19 protein-coding genes are annotated in these 17,892 nt (G+C 73.9%); 8 read left to right on the forward strand and 11 right to left on the reverse strand.

The window, feature by feature from the left end; all coding sequences use genetic code 11:
* Nucleotides 1-118: 118 nt before the first annotated feature.
* Genes J2X59_RS08780 through J2X59_RS08790 form a run of 3 tightly spaced genes read left to right on the forward strand, consistent with a single transcriptional unit; the run spans nt 119 to nt 3,130 of the window.
* The gene (locus J2X59_RS08780) at nt 119-1,090 is read left to right on the forward strand and encodes a CPBP family intramembrane glutamic endopeptidase (protein WP_326496388.1); all 972 of its coding nucleotides are present in this window, start codon (nt 119-121) and stop codon (nt 1,088-1,090) included.
* Entirely contained in the window at nt 1,077-2,465 is a 1,389-nt protein-coding gene (locus J2X59_RS08785; protein ID WP_326496389.1) for a sensor histidine kinase, read from the forward strand. Before J2X59_RS08780 ends, J2X59_RS08785 begins: the two co-directional genes overlap by 14 nt.
* Nucleotides 2,462-3,130 carry a response regulator gene (locus J2X59_RS08790; RefSeq protein ID WP_251155074.1) on the forward strand — a complete coding sequence of 223 codons (669 nt, stop codon included), beginning with the start codon at nt 2,462-2,464 and terminating at the stop codon, nt 3,128-3,130. Before J2X59_RS08785 ends, J2X59_RS08790 begins: the two co-directional genes overlap by 4 nt.
* Here the strand turns inward: J2X59_RS08790 and J2X59_RS08795 are convergent.
* The 4 genes from J2X59_RS08795 to J2X59_RS08810 all read right to left on the reverse strand — a co-directional run bounded on the left by J2X59_RS08795 (nt 3,127) and on the right by J2X59_RS08810 (nt 6,224).
* The gene (locus tag J2X59_RS08795; protein WP_326496390.1) at nt 3,127-3,948 is read right to left on the reverse strand and encodes an ornithine carbamoyltransferase; all 822 of its coding nucleotides are present in this window, start codon (nt 3,946-3,948) and stop codon (nt 3,127-3,129) included. The two genes, J2X59_RS08790 and J2X59_RS08795, sit on opposite strands and share 4 nt — an antisense overlap.
* A 9-nt stretch (nt 3,949-3,957) precedes the next feature.
* Nucleotides 3,958-4,668 (reverse strand): HAD family hydrolase, encoded by a 711-nt coding sequence (locus J2X59_RS08800; protein WP_326496391.1) that lies wholly within the window; start codon nt 4,666-4,668, stop codon nt 3,958-3,960.
* Nucleotides 4,665-5,261 (reverse strand): NAD(P)H-dependent oxidoreductase, encoded by a 597-nt coding sequence (locus J2X59_RS08805; protein ID WP_326496392.1) that lies wholly within the window; start codon nt 5,259-5,261, stop codon nt 4,665-4,667. The genes J2X59_RS08800 and J2X59_RS08805 overlap by 4 nt, the downstream gene beginning before the upstream one ends.
* A gap of 99 nt (nt 5,262-5,360) precedes the next feature.
* Nucleotides 5,361-6,224, reverse strand: coding sequence for a 3-hydroxyacyl-CoA dehydrogenase family protein (locus tag J2X59_RS08810; RefSeq protein ID WP_326496393.1), 864 nt, complete (start codon nt 6,222-6,224; stop codon nt 5,361-5,363).
* Between the two features lie 76 nt (nt 6,225-6,300).
* Between J2X59_RS08810 and J2X59_RS08815 the strand changes: the two genes are divergently transcribed.
* Genes J2X59_RS08815 through J2X59_RS08825 form a run of 3 tightly spaced genes read left to right on the forward strand, consistent with a single transcriptional unit; the run spans nt 6,301 to nt 9,369 of the window.
* A complete protein-coding gene (locus tag J2X59_RS08815; RefSeq protein WP_326496394.1) occupies nt 6,301-7,053 on the forward strand; it encodes an acetoacetate decarboxylase in 753 nt (250 codons plus the stop codon).
* A 9-nt stretch (nt 7,054-7,062) separates the two neighbouring features.
* A complete protein-coding gene (locus tag J2X59_RS08820) occupies nt 7,063-7,674 on the forward strand; it encodes a TetR/AcrR family transcriptional regulator (RefSeq protein WP_326496395.1) in 612 nt (203 codons plus the stop codon).
* Between the two features lie 30 nt (nt 7,675-7,704).
* Entirely contained in the window at nt 7,705-9,369 is a 1,665-nt protein-coding gene (locus J2X59_RS08825; protein ID WP_326496396.1) for an ABC-F family ATP-binding cassette domain-containing protein, read from the forward strand.
* Nucleotides 9,370-9,452: 83 nt separating this feature from the next.
* On the opposite strand, the gene J2X59_RS08830 is transcribed toward J2X59_RS08825, so the two are convergent.
* Nucleotides 9,453-10,769 (reverse strand): cytochrome P450, encoded by a 1,317-nt coding sequence (locus tag J2X59_RS08830; protein ID WP_326496397.1) that lies wholly within the window; start codon nt 10,767-10,769, stop codon nt 9,453-9,455.
* Nucleotides 10,770-10,844: 75 nt separating this feature from the next.
* Between J2X59_RS08830 and J2X59_RS08835 the strand changes: the two genes are divergently transcribed.
* The gene (locus J2X59_RS08835) at nt 10,845-11,768 is read left to right on the forward strand and encodes a L,D-transpeptidase (protein ID WP_326496398.1); all 924 of its coding nucleotides are present in this window, start codon (nt 10,845-10,847) and stop codon (nt 11,766-11,768) included.
* A 6-nt stretch (nt 11,769-11,774) separates the two neighbouring features.
* Here the strand turns inward: J2X59_RS08835 and J2X59_RS08840 are convergent, their stop codons facing one another.
* Together J2X59_RS08840 and J2X59_RS08845 are read right to left on the reverse strand one after the other, a co-directional pair.
* Complete coding sequence (locus tag J2X59_RS08840; RefSeq protein ID WP_326496399.1) at nt 11,775-12,323, reverse strand: gluconokinase; 549 nt, start codon at nt 12,321-12,323, stop codon at nt 11,775-11,777.
* The gene (locus tag J2X59_RS08845) at nt 12,323-13,888 is read right to left on the reverse strand and encodes a GntP family permease (protein ID WP_326496400.1); all 1,566 of its coding nucleotides are present in this window, start codon (nt 13,886-13,888) and stop codon (nt 12,323-12,325) included. Before J2X59_RS08845 ends, J2X59_RS08840 begins: the two co-directional genes overlap by 1 nt.
* A gap of 255 nt (nt 13,889-14,143) precedes the next feature.
* On the opposite strand from J2X59_RS08845, the gene J2X59_RS08850 reads away from it, so the two are divergent.
* Entirely contained in the window at nt 14,144-14,920 is a 777-nt protein-coding gene (locus J2X59_RS08850; protein WP_326496401.1) for a FadR/GntR family transcriptional regulator, read from the forward strand.
* Between the two features lie 371 nt (nt 14,921-15,291).
* Here J2X59_RS08850 and J2X59_RS08855 read toward each other — a convergent pair whose 3' ends face one another.
* The 4 genes from J2X59_RS08855 to J2X59_RS08870 are packed head-to-tail and all read right to left on the reverse strand — an operon-like array spanning nt 15,292 to nt 17,887.
* On the reverse strand, nt 15,292-15,900 hold the full coding sequence (locus tag J2X59_RS08855) for a GNAT family N-acetyltransferase (protein WP_326496402.1): 609 nt from the start codon (nt 15,898-15,900) through the stop codon (nt 15,292-15,294).
* Nucleotides 15,901-15,951: 51 nt separating this feature from the next.
* Nucleotides 15,952-16,632 (reverse strand): uracil-DNA glycosylase, encoded by a 681-nt coding sequence (locus J2X59_RS08860; protein WP_326496403.1) that lies wholly within the window; start codon nt 16,630-16,632, stop codon nt 15,952-15,954.
* A gap of 5 nt (nt 16,633-16,637) precedes the next feature.
* A complete protein-coding gene (locus J2X59_RS08865; RefSeq protein ID WP_326496404.1) occupies nt 16,638-17,357 on the reverse strand; it encodes a Type 1 glutamine amidotransferase-like domain-containing protein in 720 nt (239 codons plus the stop codon).
* Entirely contained in the window at nt 17,354-17,887 is a 534-nt protein-coding gene (locus tag J2X59_RS08870; protein WP_235426338.1) for a phosphoribosyltransferase, read from the reverse strand. Before J2X59_RS08870 ends, J2X59_RS08865 begins: the two co-directional genes overlap by 4 nt.
* Nucleotides 17,888-17,892: the final 5 nt, after the last annotated feature.

Raw genomic sequence — 17,892 nt, forward strand, 5'->3', positions numbered from 1 at the left:
CCCGACGCTACGCACGGGCGTCCGGCCCCGTCCGTCACTTGCATCCTTCGGTGGAACTCCCGGTGGTGCATCCCTCCGCCGGTCGTCCCGACGAACGGTCCTCCCTAGCGTCGGTGTCATGACGAACACGACCGAAGTCCGGCCCGGAGCCGGCACCGCTGCACCCCGTGCGACGGGGGTCCGGGGTGTGGTGTCCCGGCACCCGCTCGCCTCCTTCGCCACCCTGGCGCTCGGCCTCAGCTGGCTCGCGTGGGTGCCCTACATCCTGAGTCCGCACGGTCTGGGCGTGTGGGACCTGCACTTCCCGGAGTTCCTCGGCACGGCCCAGTTCACCGGGATCCTGCCCGGCGCGCTCCTCGGTCCGCTCGGCGGTGCGTTCGTGGTGACCGCCCTCGCCGACGGCCGTCCGGGGCTGCGGCGCTGGGTCGGTCGGCTCTGGCGGTGGCGGGTCTCCTGGTACTGGTACGCACTGGCACTGGTCGGCGTCCCGGCGCTCATCGTCCTGACGGGTCTGCCGTTCTCCGGCGGGAACGTCCAGGCACCGACCGCTCTCGCCCTGCTCGCCCTCGTGCCGGGTCTCGTGGTGCAGTTGTTCACCACCGGCCTGTCGGAGGAGCCCGGCTGGCGCGACTTCGCCCTCCCCCGACTGCAGGACCGCTTCGGACCGCTCGGCGCCGCCGCGGTGCTCGGTCCGCTGTGGGCGCTGTGGCACATGCCGCTGTACCTGTCGGACTGGGGCGGGTGGCCGGACGCGCACTGGTCGGAGCCGGTCGTCTTCGCCCTCTTCACGATCACGTTCAACGTCGTGATGACGTGGGTGTTCAACCGCACCGGCGAGAGCCTGCCGATCGCACTGCTGCTGCACGTCGGCGTGAACAACACCATCTCCACCCTGTGGGCGGACATGTACCCGGGGATGACCGCGGGCACGATGATGCACGGGCTCACGATCGTCTCGACGGTGGCCGCCGCCGTCCTGCTGGTCGCCACCCGGGGCCGGCTCGGGTACGACCGCCGGCTGGGAGGCACGGACCACCTCCCCGCGTCGGCCTCCGCCCGCCTCGTAGGATCGAACGATGGCACCCGCTGAAGCGAGTGCGGCTCGCGTCGCCGCCGACTCCCGCACCGCGCGGGTCGGCGGCGACCGTCGCCTCCGTCGGACCGACGTCCTCGTCGCGGTCGCCACCGCGGTCGTCTCGCTCGCGCTGCTGCTCGGGCTGCCGTACCTCGACACCGTCGACCCGGACACGTCCGGACATCCACTCTCGGCTCCCGAGTTCGGCGACGCCGACTGGACCGCGGTCGCACTCGGACTCCTGGTCCAGTCCGCGGTCCTGCTGGCTGCTCGTCGAGTCCCCCGAGCGGTCCTCCTCGCGGTCGCCGCCGTCCCCGTCCTCGTGGTCGCCGTCACCTCCGGCGGAGACCTGTTCGGCCTCACCGCGCTCCCCGTCGTCGTGGCGGTGGTGCTCGCTGCCCTCCGGGTGCCGCTCACCCGGCTCTGGCCGTCGGTCGTCGGGACGGCGGCACTCGTGTCCGCCGGCACCGCGGGCAACTGGATCGAGCTGAACGGCGCGCTGTCCGGCCGTTCCCTCGCCGACGCACTCGGCGACGCACTCCCTCAGGGCGTCACGCAGGCCATCGGGGCCGTCGGGCTCCCGCTCGTCGTGGCGCTCGTGGTGCGGTCCCGGCGCGAGGTCCGGGCCGCGAGGGACGCCGAGGTCGCCGCCCGGACCGCCGAGGCCTCCGCAGCGGTCCGCGAGCAGGACGCCCGGGTCGACGCAGCCGTGTCCCGCGAACGCGCGGCCATGGCGCGGGAGCTGCACGACATCGCGGCCCACCACCTGTCCGGGATCGCCCTCATGTCGGCCGTCATCGACCGGCAGATCGACACCGACCCGACCGCGGCGCACGAGGGCGTCCGTCAGGTGCGGGAGCAGAGCACCGCGGTGCTCGAGGACCTCCGTCGCCTGGTCGGCCTGCTGCGGGACGACGCCCCCGCGGAACGTGCCGTCGAGACCGTCGCGGGCATCGTGGACCTGGTCGAACGTGCCCGGTACCGGTCCGACGTGCGGCTCGAGGTCCTCCGCGGTGCGCACGAGGTCGCCGAGGGCGTCGGGCCCCTGGCGCAGCTCGCGGCCTACCGCACCGCACAGGAGGCACTGGCGAACGCCGCCCTGCACGCCCCCGGCGCCGTCGTCACGGTCACGCTGGACGACCGTGCAGCCGGGCACCTGGGGCTGACGATCGAGAACGCCGCACCCGCGGTGTCCGCGGCGAGCGCGGACACCCCCGCAGGACCGGGTAAGCCGACCCCGGAGCGTCCGGGAGCAGGCGGCAACGGGCTGCGCGGGATGCGTGAGCGGGCGGACCTGGTGGGGGCGCGCCTCCAGGCCGGGACCACACCGGACGGCGGCTGGGTCGTGACGCTGCGACTCGGACGCGAGACGCCCGAGGTGGCCCGGTGATCCGGGTCCTGGTGGCGGACGACCAGCCGCTCGTCCGGGCGGGGGTGTCGGCGCTCCTGGCGGCCGAACCGGACGTCGAGGTGGTCGGGGTGGCGGCCGACGGCGGCGAGGCCCTGACGCTCGCACGGAGCACGCGGCCGGACGTGGCGGTGCTCGACATCCGGATGCCGGTCCGGAACGGCATCGAGGTGGCGCGGGAGCTCTGCGCCCCTGACGCCGACCCGGCGGTGCCGGTGCTGATGCTGACGACCTTCGACCTCGACGACCTGGTGTTCGGGGCGCTCGAGGCGGGGGCGTCCGGGTTCCTGCTCAAGGACGCGGAGCCGGACGTCATCGTCGGTGCCGTGCGCCAGGTCGCCGCCGGGAACGGCACGATCGACCAGAGCCTGACGCGGCGGGTGCTGCGGGAGTTCGTGTCGCGGCGGAGCCTGCAGCCGGTGACGGGCGACCGGGCCTCGGAGCTGCTGACCGCGCGGGAGCGGGACGTGCTGCTGCTCCTCGCACAGGGGATGTCGAACGAGGAGATCGCCGAGGCACTCGTCGTCGAGGTCTCCACGGTGAAGTCGCACCTCGCTCGGATGCTGCCGAAGCTCGGGGTGCGCTCGCGCCTGCAGGCGGTGGTCTGGGCGTACCAGAACCGCGTCGTGGCCGTCCCCGAGGGCTAGGCGACCGCGAGGCAGTGCGCCAGGACCGCCTGCTGCACCGGCAGGAGCGCACGCTTCGCCCCGTGCCCCACGAAGGCCGGGCTCGCGATCGCGTCCGCGCTGACCTCGCGCCCACGGACGAACGGCGGGCACGGGGCGAAGCGCACCCCGTCGGGCGCGAGCGCCAGGACGTCCGCGGTGACCCGGTAGGGCTCGAGCGCAGCGGCGTGGCGACCGGGTCCGTCGGTCACGACGACGTCCGCGTCGGCCATCGCCCCGGCGAGGTCCTCCGTCCACGCCACGTCGGGCGCTCCCATTCCCTCGGGGCAGCACTGGAGCAGGTCGAAGCCGAACAGTCGCGACGCCTCGGCCCAGGCGCGCGCGATGTTGCCGTCGGCGCCGACGAACCGCACCCGGAGCGACCCGACGTCGCGCCCGCGGGTGAGTGCCCACGGGTCCGCGAGCACCTCGCACGGGTGGTTGACGCTCGTCATGGCGTTCACGACGGGCACCGCGTCGGCAGCGGCGAGCGCCTCGAGGACGGACAGGTCCCGGTGCCGGACGACGAGCACGTCGACGAAGTCCGCGAGGTACCGGGCGACGTCGTCGTGCGCCTCGTCCTTGTCGAGCGACTCCGGCGGGAACACGATCGGCTGGAGTCCGGCGAGCGCCGCACCCCGCTCGAAGGACGCCCTCGTGCGCAGGCTCGTCGGCGGGAAGAACACCGCCGCAGCCCCGTCCAGCACCGGACCGGTGCCCTGCTCGTACCCGCGGGCGAGGGCGAACACCGCGTCGGTGTCGTCGGTGGTCCAGTCGTCGAGTCGCAGGAGGTGGCGCACGTCGCCACGCTAGGGGCGGTCACCGCCGTTCGGTGCCCGCCGCCCCGCGCAGGCCGACAGCACGGAGGACCGGACCGCGGCGTCGCCGTCGCGGGCCGGGTCGACCAGGACCGCGCGCATCCCCGCGGCACGTGCCCCGGCGACGTCACGCTGCGGGTCGTCGCCGACGAACAGGCACGCGGCGGCCGGGACGCCGAGCTCGTCGGCGATCCGCTCGAACGCGCGTCGGTCCGGCTTGGCCACCCCGATCCGCTCCGACGTGCACACGACGTCGACGAGGTCCGACAGCCCCGTGGCGGCGAGCTTGTCGCGCTGCTGCTCCTCGGTCCCGTTCGTCAGGACACCGACGGCCCGGTCGGCGTCGCGGACCGCGCGCAGGAGCGGAGCACTCCCGGGGAACGGACGCCAGGCGGCCCGGTACGCGGCGAGGTAGCGGCCGAACAGGAGGTCGAGCTCGTGCGGGTCCTGCGGTGGCCGGAGCCCGGCGAGGGGCAGGACCTCGACGAGCCGGGCTCGACGCTGCTCGGCGAAGTCGACCTCCCCGCGTCGCCACCGTTCGAAGTGCCGCTCCTCCGCCTCGGCCCACGCGGCCCGCAGGCGGTCGGTCGCCGCGACACCGAGCGCGCCGAGGAGGTCGTCGACGGCTCGCGCCGCTGCTCCCGCGTGGTCGAACAGGGTGCCGTCGAGGTCGAACACCACGGCACGGACGTCGAGGGTCATCCCCGCACCGCGTCGACGACCCGTCCGACCGCGGCCGCGACGGCCCGCTCGCGCACGGTGGGGTCCTCGTGCTCGGACTCGTGGACGAACGCCGTCGCCCCGCGGACCGCGCCGCAGAAGTCCACGACGCCGTGCTCGAGCTGCGTCCGCAGCGCCTGCTCGTACCCGTGCCGCTCGTACACACCGGCGTCGTCCCCGGCGATCGGCAGCAGGTGCACCGTCAGTCGGCCGAGCCGACGGTCGATGCGCCCGTCCTCGCCGACGCCGAAGGCCCACCCGTTCACGAACACCCGGTCGAGCCAGCCCTTGAGCAGCGCGGGCACCGACCACCACCACACCGGGAACACGAGCACGAGGTGGTCGGTCCCGTCGAGGCGCGCCTGTTCGGCCGCGACGTCGGGCGCCGGGTCGGTCCCCGTCCGGTACGTGTGCCGGTCGGCGGCGGTGAACCGGGGGTCGAATCCCTCGGCGGCGAGGTCGGCGACCGTGACGGGGCCCGCGCCGGCGGCGTCGAGCGCCGCCTCGAGGCGGTGGGCGACGGCGAGCGTCAGCGAGTCGGGGTCCGGGTGGGCGGTCACGATGAGCGTCGACACGGCTCGATCCTGCCAGCAGCGGGTGCACGGACGCCCCACAGGACGGGAGGCGCGGTGCGGGCCGGCACCGCGCCTCCCGTCCGGCGGGTGGGGACGACGTCAGTCGTCGTAGCGGTAGAAGCCCTGTCCGGTCTTCACGCCGAGACGGCCGGCGTCGACGTGCTCGCGGAGCAGCCGACGGGGACCCTCCGGCAGGTGCGGGTCCTCGGCCGCGTAGTGCTCCTCGATGTCGAGGACCACGTCGAGGCCGACCTGGTCCATCATCCGGAAGGGCCCGGCCGGTGCGCCGCTGTTCACCTGCCACATGGCGTCGACGTCCTCGGGCGTCGAGACGCCGTCGGCGACGACCGCGAGCGCCTCGCGCTTGATGGCGGCCCAGATGCGGTTGAAGATGAACCCGGTCGACTCGCGGCGGGCCAGGAACGGGTGGACGCCGTAGCGGGGCAGCACCTCGAGCAGCAGGTCGATGACCGCGGGGTCGGTCTGGCCGTCGCTCATCAGGTCGACGGCGTTCTGCTGCGGTGGCATGTAGAAGTGCACGTTGAGGACGCGCTCGGGGTGCGCGACCTCGTCGATCACCAGGCGGCTGGCGTACGAGGACGAGTTCGTCGCCAGGATCGTGTCCGCGGCGACCAGTGCGTCGAGCCGTCCGAACAGCGGGGTCTTCAGGTCGAGGCGCTCGGGCACGGCCTCGACGACGAGCCACGCGTCGACCACCGCGGCCTCGAGGTCTGCCTCGCCGCGGACCGTCCCCGCCGTCGCACCGTCGCGCGCGGCCACGACCCCGGGCAGGGTCTCCTCGACGTACGCGACGGCGGCGGCACGGACCTCCTCGGACAGGTCGTGGATCCGGACCTCGGCACCGCCGCTGGCGAACATCAGGGCGATCCGGCGTCCGAGGGTGCCACCGCCGATCACGGTCACGGGGCGGTCGGCGGTGTCGCGGGGCGGCTGGTAGGGCACGGGTTCCTGCTCTCGGTCGAATTCGGTACAGTTCGTATTCGATACAGATCGTATCCGAGTTCCGAAGGAGATGCGCATGCGCGCCGACGACGTCCTCCAGCACCTGACCACCCCGCTCGCCGCCCCGGTCTACCCGCTCCGGCCGACCCGGTTCACCGACCGCGAGTACTTCAACGTCGTCTACCGCACCGACCTCGACGCGCTGCGCGCCGTGGTCCCGGAGCCGCTCGAGGTCACCGAACCGCTCGTCCGGTTCGAGGTCATGAAGATGGGCGAGGTCGACGGGTACGGCCCGTACGTCGAGTCCGGGCAGGCGATCCAGGTCGAGCACGAGGGCGAACGCGGCGAGTACCTGCACGCGATGTACCTCGACAACGCGGCCGCGACCCTCGCCGGCCGCGAGCTCAGCGCCTACCCGAAGGTCCTCGGCACACCGGCGCTCCGCGTCGACCAGGGCGCGCTCGTCGGCACCCTCGACCGCGGGACCGAGCGGGTGGCCACCGCGACCATGGCGTACGAGTGGGAGCCGCTCGACCACGACGCCGCCCTGGCGGAGATCACCGTGCCGATCTTCATGGTGAAGCTGGTCCCGGACCTGCGGACCCAGCGCCACCTGGTGGCCGACCTCGTCCGCACCGAGATCACCGACGTGACCGTCAAGCAGGCCTGGACCGGACCCGCCCGACTCCAGCTGTTCGCACACGCCCTCGCGCCGATGGCGGACCTGCCGGTGCTCGAGGTCGTCCGCGCTTCGCACATCCTGACGGACCTGACCCTCGCCCCGGTGCGCACCGTGCACGACTACCTGGCCGACCGGCACTCGGCCTAGCCTGGAGCCGTGACCGAACCAGCCGCACCGCGCGCCGTCCGCCGGCGGAGCAGCACCCGGGCGACGCTCATCGCGGCCGCGGAGGCGATCTTCCAGGAGACCGGGTCGACCTCGGTCAGCGTCGAGGCGGTCGTCGCCCGCGCCGGGTTCACGCGCGGGGCGTTCTACTCGAACTTCCGGACGGTCGACGAGCTGTTCTTCGCGGTCTACGAGCAGCAGGCCGAAGCCGTCTTCGCCGTGCTCGAACACGAGCTCGGCGCCGCACTCGACGGGCACCCGACGGTCGACGGGGTCGTGCAGGGCGTCGTGCACGGCCTGCCGCCCGAGGACCGCTGGTACGCGATCCGCTCGGTGCTCACCACGCGCGCCCGGCACGACCCCGAGGTGAACGCCCTGCTCCGCGCGCACACCGACCGGTTCCACGCGACGCTCCAGCCACTCCTCGTCGCAGCGTTGGAACGAGCCGGCCGGGTCCCCATAGTCGACCCGGCGCTCTACACGCGTGCGGTGGTGGCAGCACACGTCGGGGCGGTCAGCCAGAGCGTGCTGTTCGACGGGACGGACGCGGTGCGGGTCGCGGCGGTCGAGGGGTGCATCCTCGGGCTCACGCGCCCGGCCTGAGCGCCCTCCCGGCCGTGGGACGATTGCCGGATGACCGCCACGCTCGTCACCAAGGACCTCGCCGGCGGGTACGCCGCCCGCACGCTCTTCGAGGGCCTCGACCTCACCGTCGCGCCGGGTGACGTGATCGGCCTGGTCGGTGTGAACGGGGCGGGCAAGTCCACGCTCCTCCGCCTCCTCGCGGGCGTCGACGAGCCACTCGCCGGCAGGGTGTCGACGAACCCGCCGGACGCCTTCGTCGGCTGGCTCCCCCAGGAGCACGAGCGCGTCGCCGGGGAGACGGTCGCGGCGTACGTCGCCCGACGCACGGGCTGCGCCGACGCCACGGCCGACATGGACCGTGCTGCCGAGGCCCTGGGCGACCCGGACGGCGGCGACGCAGCGGCCGACCGGTACTCCGCCGCACTGGAACGCTGGCTGGCGTCCGGCGCCGCCGACCTCGAGGAGCGGCTGCCCGTCGTGCTCGCCGAGCTCGGCCTCGAGGCGACCCCGGACGGCTCCGGCGTCGGCCCGGACTCGCTGATGACCGCGCTGTCCGGCGGCCAGACCGCCCGGGTCGGCCTGGCCGCCCTGCTGCTCTCCCGCTTCGACGTCGTGCTGCTCGACGAGCCGACGAACGACATCGACCTGGACGGGCTCGACCGGCTCGAGCAATTCGTCCGGGGGCTGCGCGGCGGTGCCGTCCTGGTCAGCCACGACCGCGAGTTCCTCGCCCGCTCGGTGACGGCCGTGCTCGAGCTCGACCTGGCGCAGTCGTCGCACCGGCTGTTCGGCGGCGGGTACGAGGCGTACCTCGAGGAACGTGAGATCGCCCGCCAGCACAAGCGTGACGCGTACGACGAGTACGCCGCGACGAAGGCCGACCTCGTCTCGCGCGCCCGGACCCAGCGCGAGTGGTCGAGCCAGGGCGTGCGGAACGCGATGAAGAAGAACCCCGACAACGACAAGATCCGTCGCCGGGCCGCGAGCGAGTCGAGCGAGAAGCAGGCGCAGAAGGTCCGGCAGATGGAGTCGCGCATCGCCCGGCTCGACGAGGTCGAGGAGCCCCGCAAGGAGTGGCAGCTCGCCTTCACCATCGGCAGTGCGCCGCGGTCCTCGGCCGTCGTCACCACGCTGTCCGACGCCGTCTACGAGCAGGGCGACTTCACGCTCGGCCCGGTGTCGCTGCAGGTCGCCGGCGGCGACCGGATCGGCATCACCGGCCCGAACGGCGCCGGCAAGTCGACCCTGCTCCGCGCCCTGCTCGGCCGGACGGAGCCGACGAGCGGTTCGGCGTCGCTGGGCTCCAGCGTCGCGATCGGCGAGGTCGACCAGGCCCGCGCGGCGTTCACGGGCGAGCAGCCCCTCGCCGCGGCGTTCGAGGAGCTCGTCCCCGAGATGACCACCGCCGACGTGCGGACCCTGCTCGCGAAGTTCGGGCTGAAGGCGGAGCACGTCGGTCGCCCGTCCGCCGCGCTCTCACCCGGTGAGCGGACTCGTGCCGGCCTCGCGCTGCTGCAGGCCCGCGGCGTGAACGTGCTCGTGCTCGACGAGCCGACGAACCACCTCGACCTGGCGGCGATCGAACAGCTCGAGCAGGCCCTGGAGTCCTACGACGGCACCCTGCTGCTCGTCACCCACGACCGGCGGATGCTCGACACCGTCCGACTGGACCGGCGCTGGCGGGTCGAGGCGGGTCGCGTCACCGAGGTGTGACGGGACGGACGGGAGGCCCGTGGCGGGCGCGCCACGGGCCTCCCGTCCGTCTCGTGGCCGGGTCGGCTCGGCGGACGGACCCGTCAGTGGGCGGTCCGGTGGAACGGGCACCCGCCGGACCGCGCGGTGCCCGCGCCACGGCGTGTCACACGCCCGCCCGATGCGGGCTTCGTCGGCATCCTCCGACGGTCGACGGCGAGCCCCTCGTCGAGCACCTCGACCCGCGGGTCGCTGAGCACGGCGACGGCGGTGGCGAGGGCTGCGACGGCGACCTTCTCCCCCGGACACCGGTGCCCGTTCGCGACGTCCGCTCCGCCGTGCGGCACGAAGGTCGCCACGGCCTCGACGTCGTCCCAGCTCGTGACGTCGAGCCAGCGGGCGGGGTCGAACCGGTCGGCGTCGGGCCAGGAGCGGTCGTCCGTGTCCGTGCCGAGGACGTCGAGCACCACCCGGCCGCCCGCACGGAGGTGCTCGCCGTCGAGTTCGACGTCCTCGGTTGCCCATGCCGGCAGCACCGGGACGAAGGGCGCGGTGCGACGGATCTCCTGCGCGAACGCGACCGCGACGGGCCCGTCGACGAGGGAGCCGCGGGACAGGGTCTCCTCGGCGACCCGACCGCGCCACTCCGGCCGGTCGTGGAGCTCCTTCGCGGCGAACGCGACGAACCGTGCGACGGCGATCGCCGGGCGGATCGAGTTCTGCAGCTCGATGCCGGCCGTCCGCGGTGGGAGCAGGGCGCCAGCCTGGTCGCGGTGCCAGGCCCACTCGTGCAGTGCCGTGCCCTCGGCGGGGTGCAGCCGTCCGCCGCGGACCGCCTCGACGAGCCGCGCAGCGTGCCGGTCCGACCGGTGGCGGTGCAGCACGGCGAGCAGGTACTCCGGCGAGTACGGCACGCCGAAGCCGTCGACGACCTGCGCGAGCTCCGCCGCCCACCGGGTCTTCGCGGCCGGGGTGCCCGGGAGTCCCGCCCAGCGCATGACCGCCCGTCCGATCGCGCCGACCGCCGCGTCGTACGCGGTGCGCCGACCACCGGCGAGCCAGGCGTCGAGCTCGCGTGCCCACTCCTCGGCCAGGAACGGGGTGAGCCGACGCACCTGCTCGTCCTCGTACGCGACGTCGACGAAGGTCGCCTTGCGGTGCCGGTGCTCCGCGCCGTCGAGCGAGTGCACCGAGCCGACGCCGAACAGGGTCCGCTGCACGAGCGCGGGCATGGCGCCGTGCCGGGCGGTGCGGTCGCCGTCGTAGAACAGGTCGACACCCTCCTTCCCCCGGACGAGCAGCGCCGGCCGTCCGAGCAGCCGGAAGGGCACCGCGCGGGCGCCGGGAGCGGTGCGTCGCCACAGGTGGGCGCCGAAGCCGTAGCCGCGGGTCAGGAGTCCGAGGGAGTCGTCGATCGCCATGCTCGCCATGGTGCCAGCGCCTCCCGAGGTACGCTCACGGCCGCCATCTGGTGAACTGGGTGCGGGAGGGGACACATGCGACGCAGGACCTGGGGCATCACGATCGCCGCGGTGGCGGCAGCGACGCTGGCCGCGGTGGGGATCGGCGCGGCCGTGCAGCAGCCGGGACCGGCGGCCACGACCGCCGCGCGGCCGACGTCGGTGCCGAGCCGGACGGCCACCCCGACGCCGACACCGAGGCCGACGCTGCCCGCGATCCCGGCTGCCGCGTCCGAAGCCGAGCTCGCGGCACTCCCCCTGGCGTTCCACGACGCGGTCGTCCCGGAACTCCTCGACGGCAGCACCGTCCGACCCGACAACCAGTGGCAGATCGCCACCCCGAAGCAGCGCCTCGTCGCGCTCTACGCCGCCCCCTCGGCGGACGCGCGCCCGGTCGCCACACTCGCCTCGACGGTCTCCACGATCGAGACGCCCGCAGCGACCGCCGTCTGGGGCCGGTCGGACGGGAAGGACGGCGGCATGGTCCTCGTGTCGACCCCCGCCCGGAACCGCACGCCCGGCGACGGCGGCGACCCGACCGCGCCGAGCGCCACCTTCGCGTGGGCGCGTGCGTCGGACTTCTCGATCGCGTCGGTCGACCGTATGGTCCGCGTGGACGTCGCCGCGTCGACGGTGTCCGTCGTGCACCAGGACGACTCGGTGTCGGCGTCGGAGCCCGCCCGCCTGGGGACCCCGGACGACCCCACACCCACCGCGACCGCGACGTACGTCGAAGCCGCCTACGTCGATGCGCGCGTGACGTACACGCAGGGCAACCCGATCATCCTGACCGGGGCGCACTCGTCACGCATCCCGCAGTACGGCGGCAACGCGGCCCTCACCGCCCTGCACTACTACCCGGACCCGAACGGCAGCTCGCACGGGTGCGTCCGGATCTCCGCCGCGATGACGAAGACGCTGTCCGAGCTGCCGGTCGGGACCGCGATCTGGTTCACCTGACGTCGGTCACCGGCCGGTGGCGAGCCCCAGCCGCGTCACCACGTCGGCGCTCTCCTCGTCGGGCGAGCGCTCGGCAGCCACGGTCAGGTGCGCCTCGTCCGGCTGCGGCGGCTCGAGCGTCGCGAGCTGCGAGGCGAGCAACGACGTCGGCATGAAGTGACCGGCCCGCGCGGACATCCGCTGCTCGACGAGGGCGGGGTCACCGGCGACGTGCACGAACACCACGCCGGGCGCCCGGAGCACGTCGCGGTAGGAGCGCTTCAGCGCCGAGCAGGTGACGACCCCGGGGGCGTCGTCGGCCAGGTGCGACCGGATCCACTCCGCGATCGTCCCGAGCCACGGCCAGCGGTCCTCGTCCGTGAGCGGTGTGCCCGCCTCCATCTTCGCGACGTTGGTGGGCGGGTGCATGTCGTCGCCCTCGGCGAACTCCCACCCGAGCCGCTCTGCGACCGTCGCGGCGAGCGTCGACTTGCCGGAGCCGGAGACCCCCATCACCACGAGGACGCGCGGCTCGGTGCCGTCGGTGCCGACCGGAGCGTCGTGGGTCGCCGCCATCAGAAGAACACCCCCGCGATGAGCACGCCGACCAGACCGATGACGGAGATGAGGCACTCGAGCACCGTCCACGTCTTGAACGTCTGTCCGACCGTGGTGCCGAGGTAGCCCTTGACGAGCCAGAAACCCGCGTCGTTGACGTGCGACAGGAACACCGACCCGGCGCCGATCGCCAGCACGAGCAGCGAGGTCTCCGGCGTGGACAGGTCGGCTGCGATCGGTGCCATGATGCCGGCCGCGGTGACGGTCGCGACGGTGGCGGAACCGGTGGCGACGCGGACGAGGGCAGACACCACCCACGCGACCAGCAGGACCGAGATGCCGGACTCCTGCACCGCGTCGGCGATCACCCCGCCGATGCCGGTGTCGATGAGCACCTGCTTGAAGCCGCCGCCCGCGCCGACGATGAGCAGCACGCCGGCGACCGGGGGCAGCGCGTCCTCGAGGGACTTCGCCACGGCGCTCCGGTCCATGCCGCCGCCGATCGCGAAGAAGACCATGGCGAAGACGGTGGTGATCCCGATGGCGATCATCGGGGTACCGAGGAAGTCGAGCAGCGACACCCAGCCGCCCGCGGCGTCGGGGGTGACCGCCTCGCGGACCGCCTGGGCGAGCATGAGCACGACCGGCAGCAGGATGCCGACGAGCGCGACGGCGAACGACGGGCTGCGCGGTTCGCTGATGACGCGGGTGAAGTCGCTCTTGCCGTTCGGCAGGGACGCGGTGTCCTGCGTGGCGGGGCCGCGACGTGCCTCCCGGCCGGCGTGCGCGGGGTCCGACGGCCCCGAGCCACCGCTGCCGGACGTGCCGGAACCGCGCGAGCCGAACATGTCCGGTGCGGGGATGTCGACCCAGCGGGCTGCGAAGCGCGCGAACACGGGACCGGCCAGCACGATCACCGGGATCGCCAGGACGATGCCGAACGCGAGCGTCGTGCCGAGGTTCGCGCCGACCGTCGAGACCGCGACGAGCGGGCCGGGGTGCGGCGGCACGAAGGCGTGCATGGTGGAGAGGCCGACCAGGGCGGGCACCGCGATCTTCATGATCGGGACACCGCTGCGCTTCGCGACCAGCACGATGATCGGGATGAGGAGCACCAGGCCGACCTCGAAGAACATCGGCAGACCGATCAGCGCGCCGATGAGCGCCATCGTCCACGGCAGCGCGGCCTTCGACGAGCGACGGACGAGGGTGTCGACCACGCGGTCGGCGGCCCCGGAGTCGACGAGCATCCGACCGAACATCGACCCGAGGCCCACCAGGATGCCGACGCTCGTCATCGTCGACCCGAAGCCGGTGCCGAAGCTCGTGACCGTCTTGTCGGGCGCCAGACCCGCACCGATCCCGACCCCGAGCGCGCCGATCGTCAGCGCGACGAACGGGTGCACCTTGAGCCAGGTGATCAGCACGATGATGACGACGATGCCGAGCAGCGCCGCGACGATGAGCTGACCGATCGGGCCGGACGGGTCGACGGTCTGCGTGCCGCCGCCCTCGGCGGCCAGGACCGTGAGGCCGTGCACCGCGTCGGCCGCCGCGGTTCCTCCGGTGGGTGCGTGAGGCATCTGTGCCCCTTCCTGGAGCCGCTGCCTCGCGGCTCCGTCGCCTTCGTGTGCGTGTCGTACGCTCCGGGCGGCCGCTCGGCGCGGCCGCCTCCGGGTGTCCGATCGGGCACCCCAATAATCTGATAAATAAGACTGTACAACGATCTGCCGCGCGGCACCCGCCGTTCGGCGCAGTCTGCCGCTTCGATGGAGTCCGCGTCACAGGGACGGGTCCGTCACGCGCTGTCCGTCCCGCAGAGCACGACCGGAGCAACGATGACCACCGCCCGCGGCCTCCATGCCCACGTGCTCGAGACCCTCGGTCAGCGCATCGTCGACGGGGTGCTGCCCGCCGGCACCGTCGTCCGGCCGGAGCTCGTCGCGTCCGAGTCCGGCGTCTCCCGCTCCGTCGTGCGCGAGGCCCTGCGCGTCCTGCAGTCCCTCGGCCTGGTCGAGCCCCGGCAGCGGGTCGGCACGCAGGTGCTCCCCGTGTCGTCGTGGGAGCTCCTGGCGCCGACCGTCATCCGGTGGCGCGGCGCCTCGCCCGCGTACTTCGTGCAGCAGCGGGAGCTGCTCGAGCTCCGCCTCGGGGTCGAACCCGTCGCGGCGGCCCTCGTCGCGGGGAACGCCGCAGCGTCCGACGACTCCGGCTCGTCCGGCGACACCGGGCCGTCCGGCGACGCCGGGCCGTCCGGCGACACCGGCTCGCCCGGTCGGGCGGTCCTGCTCGCGGCGCGGGACATGCTCGACGCCTGGGGCCGGGAGGACAGTCGCGCCTACCTCGAGGCCGACGTCCGCTTCCACCGCGCACTCCTGACCGGGTCGGGCAACGCCGTGTTCACGCACTTCGCCGGCACCGTCGAGGCACTCCTGCGGACCCGGACGTCGGAGTCGCGGGACACCATTTCCCGCTGGACCCGCGACGCCGCGGTCCGTCACGAGGCGGTGGCGCTCGCCGTGGTCGCCGGGGACGCCGCCGCTGCCGGCGAGGCGGCCACGGCGCTGCTGCGCGTGACCCGGGACGAGTTCATCGCCGAGGCGCCTGACGCCTGACGCCGGGCGGAGGGCGCGCCTGGCGGCCGACCTACCGGGCGCGATCGGGCGCACCCGGCGGAACCGGGCGTACCTGACGTTCCCAGCGCACCAGGGACGCCCGGAACGACCAGCCATCGCACACGCCATGGGAAGGAACGGGCAGCCGGGAGGCTCACGGCGACCCCGCCACGCGCCTCCCGCCCGGCGCCGACCCGACACCCACACGCCTCGCCCGTGCAGCACCCCGCAGGATGCTCGAGACGCCGCCCGGGTGGCGAGACGCCGCGATCCGGGCGGCGTCTCGCGCAGGTCGAGGGCGCTCCGCGCTGACGCCGGCGTCTCGTGCACGTCGGACGCCGCCGCGACGGCGCAGCCTCGGAGCGCTCGCGTCAGCGCCCGGCGCGCGCGAACAACCGCGGGCCGCGCAGGCGCAGCCGCATCGTGACGGTGCCGAGCCAGCGGTCGTACTTGTAGCCGACCTTGCCCATGCGGCCGACCTCCTCGAAGCCGAGTCGCTCGTGCAGCCGGATCGAGGCCTCGGCCTGCCGGTCGGCGATCACGGCGATGACCTCGCGGACGCCGGCGGCACGGCACTCCGCGAGCAGAGCCTCCATCAGCGCCCGTCCGAGACCCTTCCCGCCCGACGCGGCACCGAGGTAGATCGAGTCCTCTACCACGTGGTTCGACCGGTCGCGCGGGTTCCAGGGGTCGACCAGGGCGTAGCCGAGGATCTGCCCCGAGGGGTTCTCGGCGACGAGGAACGGCAGCCCGCGCCGGCGCACCTCGTCGTAGCGCTGCTTCCAGCGGGCGAAGGCGAACGCCGCCGGGTCGAAGGTCACCGACGAGTTCCGGACGTAGTGCGTGTGGATCTCGCGCACGTCCGGCAGGTCCCGCGGTTCGGCGGCCCGGATCGTGTACGAGAACGTCGCCTCGGCGGGCACGGGCGCACGCAGGTGTCGCGGCAGGACACGACGGCGCTGGTATTCCTCCTCGAGCACGGTCCGAGCCTACGGGCAGCGACGCGCCCTGGGCCATCGCACCGCGGAGGGTCAGGCGGGGAGCGTCCAGTCGACCGGGTCGGCGCCCTGCTCGCGGAGCAGCGCGCCGACCTGCGAGAACGGCCGACTGCCGAAGAACCCGCGGGAGGCGCTGAGCGGGGACGGGTGCGCCGACGCCACGACCGGGGTGTCGCCGAGCAACGGGCGGACCGACGCGGCTTGGGCGCCCCACAGGACGGCGACGAGGGGCTTCCCCCGCTCGACGAGCGCACGGACGGCCTGGTCGGTGACGGCCTCCCAGCCCTTGCCGCGGTGGCTGCCGGCGGCACCGGCCTCGACGGTCAGCACCCGGTTGAGCAGGAGCACGCCCTGCTCCGACCACGCCCGCAGGTCGCCGTGCGGCGGGGGCGTCACCCCGAGGTCGTCGTGCAGTTCGCGGTAGATGTTCGCCAGGCTGCGCGGGACCGGTCGCACGTGCGGGTCGACGGCGAAGGACAGCCCGATCGGGTGTCCGGGTGTCGGGTACGGGTCCTGGCCGACGACGAGCACCTTCACGTCGTCGAACGGCTGCGTGAAGGCACGCAGCACGACGTCACCGGCCGGCAGGTAGTGCCGACCCGCGGCGACCTCGTCGCGGAGCCAGTCGCCCATCCGGTGCACGTCGGCCTCGACCGGCGCGAGGGCCTCGGCCCACCCGGGGTCGACGAGGTCGCGCAGCGGGTGCGGGCGCACGGGGGTCAGGCGCCCATGGTGGCGACGGAGACGGACTCGTCGCCGGCGACCACACGCCAGACGCTGCCCGTCCCGCGGACCTCGAGCGCACCCTCGCCGACGACCAGCGCGGTGTCCTCGTCGATCGCGAGCCCGGCCGTGACGAACTCCGCCTCGGCCGCCGCGATCAGTCGGGCCAGCGTGCCGGCCTGCACGGCGTGCACGTCGATCGTCAGGTCGACCAGCCCGAGCCCCTCGCGGAGCTCGACCTCGTCGAGACCCTCGGACGACCCCTGCGGGCAGACCTCGACGCCGCCGATGCGCCACCCGCCCACGAGCGCCCGGTCCGCGGCGACCATCGCGCCGGCGGAGTAGCCGAGGTACGGCAGCCCGTCGGAGACGAGGAGCCGGATCTGGTCGACGAGGGGCTGGATCGCGTCGAGGTACGCCGGGGTGACCCCGCCGCCGATCACGAGCGCGTCCACGTCGCTCAGGACCGTCGTGGCGAAGACCTCACCCGCGGCGACCTCGGTCACCAGGACCTCGGCCTGTCGGGCGCCACCGAGGACCTCGGCGATGTCGGCGGTGGACGATGGGGCGGCACCGGACGGGCCGGTCACGGAGAGCAGGGCGATCCGGGGCACGCTCCGGCCGACGGCGGCGGAACGCGCGGAGGCCTCGGCCAGGAACGGTGCGGCGACGTCGGCCGCGACGAGGGGGCCCCCGCCGACGAGGTGGATGCTCACGACTCGGCCGTCACCGGGGCGAGGGCGCTCCACGGGAAGGTGATCCACCCGTCGACACGACGCCACACGTGGTCGGGCTCGAGCACGGTGCCGGGCTTCGAGTAGAGGCAGGCGCTCCGCACGTCGGCGCCGGCGTTCCGGATGATGTCGACCACCAGGCGCAGGGTGCGGCCGGAGTCGGAGACGTCGTCGACCACGAGGACGCGCTTGCCCGCCAGGCTCGGCGCGTCGAGGGCGGGCGAGAGGATGACCGGCTCGTCGAGACGCTGCTCGACGTCGGTGTAGAACTCGACGTTGATCGAGCCGCACTCCTTGGTGCCGAGCGCGTACGCCACGGCGCCGGCGATGATGAGCCCGCCGCGCGCGACCGCCACGACGACCTCGGGCTCGAAGCCGGACGACAGGACGTCCTTGGCGAGCAGCCGCGCCGCGTCGCCGAACTCCAGCCAACCGAGCACCTCGGGCCCGCTCGTCACGGTCACGGTCGAGGGAGCCTGCGCGGCTTGCCCGGGTTCGCTGCTGATCGGCATCCGCC

The sequence above is a fragment of the Curtobacterium sp. 260 genome (assembly GCF_030803485.1).
GTDB lineage: Bacteria > Actinomycetota > Actinomycetes > Actinomycetales > Microbacteriaceae > Curtobacterium.

What these genes read in the sequence shown, in the direction of transcription:
- J2X59_RS08780 (WP_326496388.1), top strand. Translation starts at nt 119, where the DNA reads ATGACGAACACGACCGAAGTCCGGCCCGGAGCCGGCACCGCTGCACCC.
- J2X59_RS08785 (WP_326496389.1), top strand. Translation starts at nt 1,077, where the DNA reads ATGGCACCCGCTGAAGCGAGTGCGGCTCGCGTCGCCGCCGACTCCCGC.
- J2X59_RS08800 (WP_326496391.1), bottom strand. Translation starts at nt 4,668, where the DNA reads ATGACCCTCGACGTCCGTGCCGTGGTGTTCGACCTCGACGGCACCCTG.
- J2X59_RS08815 (WP_326496394.1), top strand. Translation starts at nt 6,301, where the DNA reads ATGCGCGCCGACGACGTCCTCCAGCACCTGACCACCCCGCTCGCCGCC.
- J2X59_RS08825 (WP_326496396.1), top strand. Translation starts at nt 7,705, where the DNA reads ATGACCGCCACGCTCGTCACCAAGGACCTCGCCGGCGGGTACGCCGCC.
- J2X59_RS08830 (WP_326496397.1), bottom strand. Translation starts at nt 10,769, where the DNA reads ATGGCGATCGACGACTCCCTCGGACTCCTGACCCGCGGCTACGGCTTC.
- J2X59_RS08835 (WP_326496398.1), top strand. Translation starts at nt 10,845, where the DNA reads ATGCGACGCAGGACCTGGGGCATCACGATCGCCGCGGTGGCGGCAGCG.
- J2X59_RS08840 (WP_326496399.1), bottom strand. Translation starts at nt 12,323, where the DNA reads ATGGCGGCGACCCACGACGCTCCGGTCGGCACCGACGGCACCGAGCCG.
- J2X59_RS08845 (WP_326496400.1), bottom strand. Translation starts at nt 13,888, where the DNA reads ATGCCTCACGCACCCACCGGAGGAACCGCGGCGGCCGACGCGGTGCAC.
- J2X59_RS08850 (WP_326496401.1), top strand. Translation starts at nt 14,144, where the DNA reads ATGACCACCGCCCGCGGCCTCCATGCCCACGTGCTCGAGACCCTCGGT.
- J2X59_RS08870 (WP_235426338.1), bottom strand. Translation starts at nt 17,887, where the DNA reads ATGCCGATCAGCAGCGAACCCGGGCAAGCCGCGCAGGCTCCCTCGACC.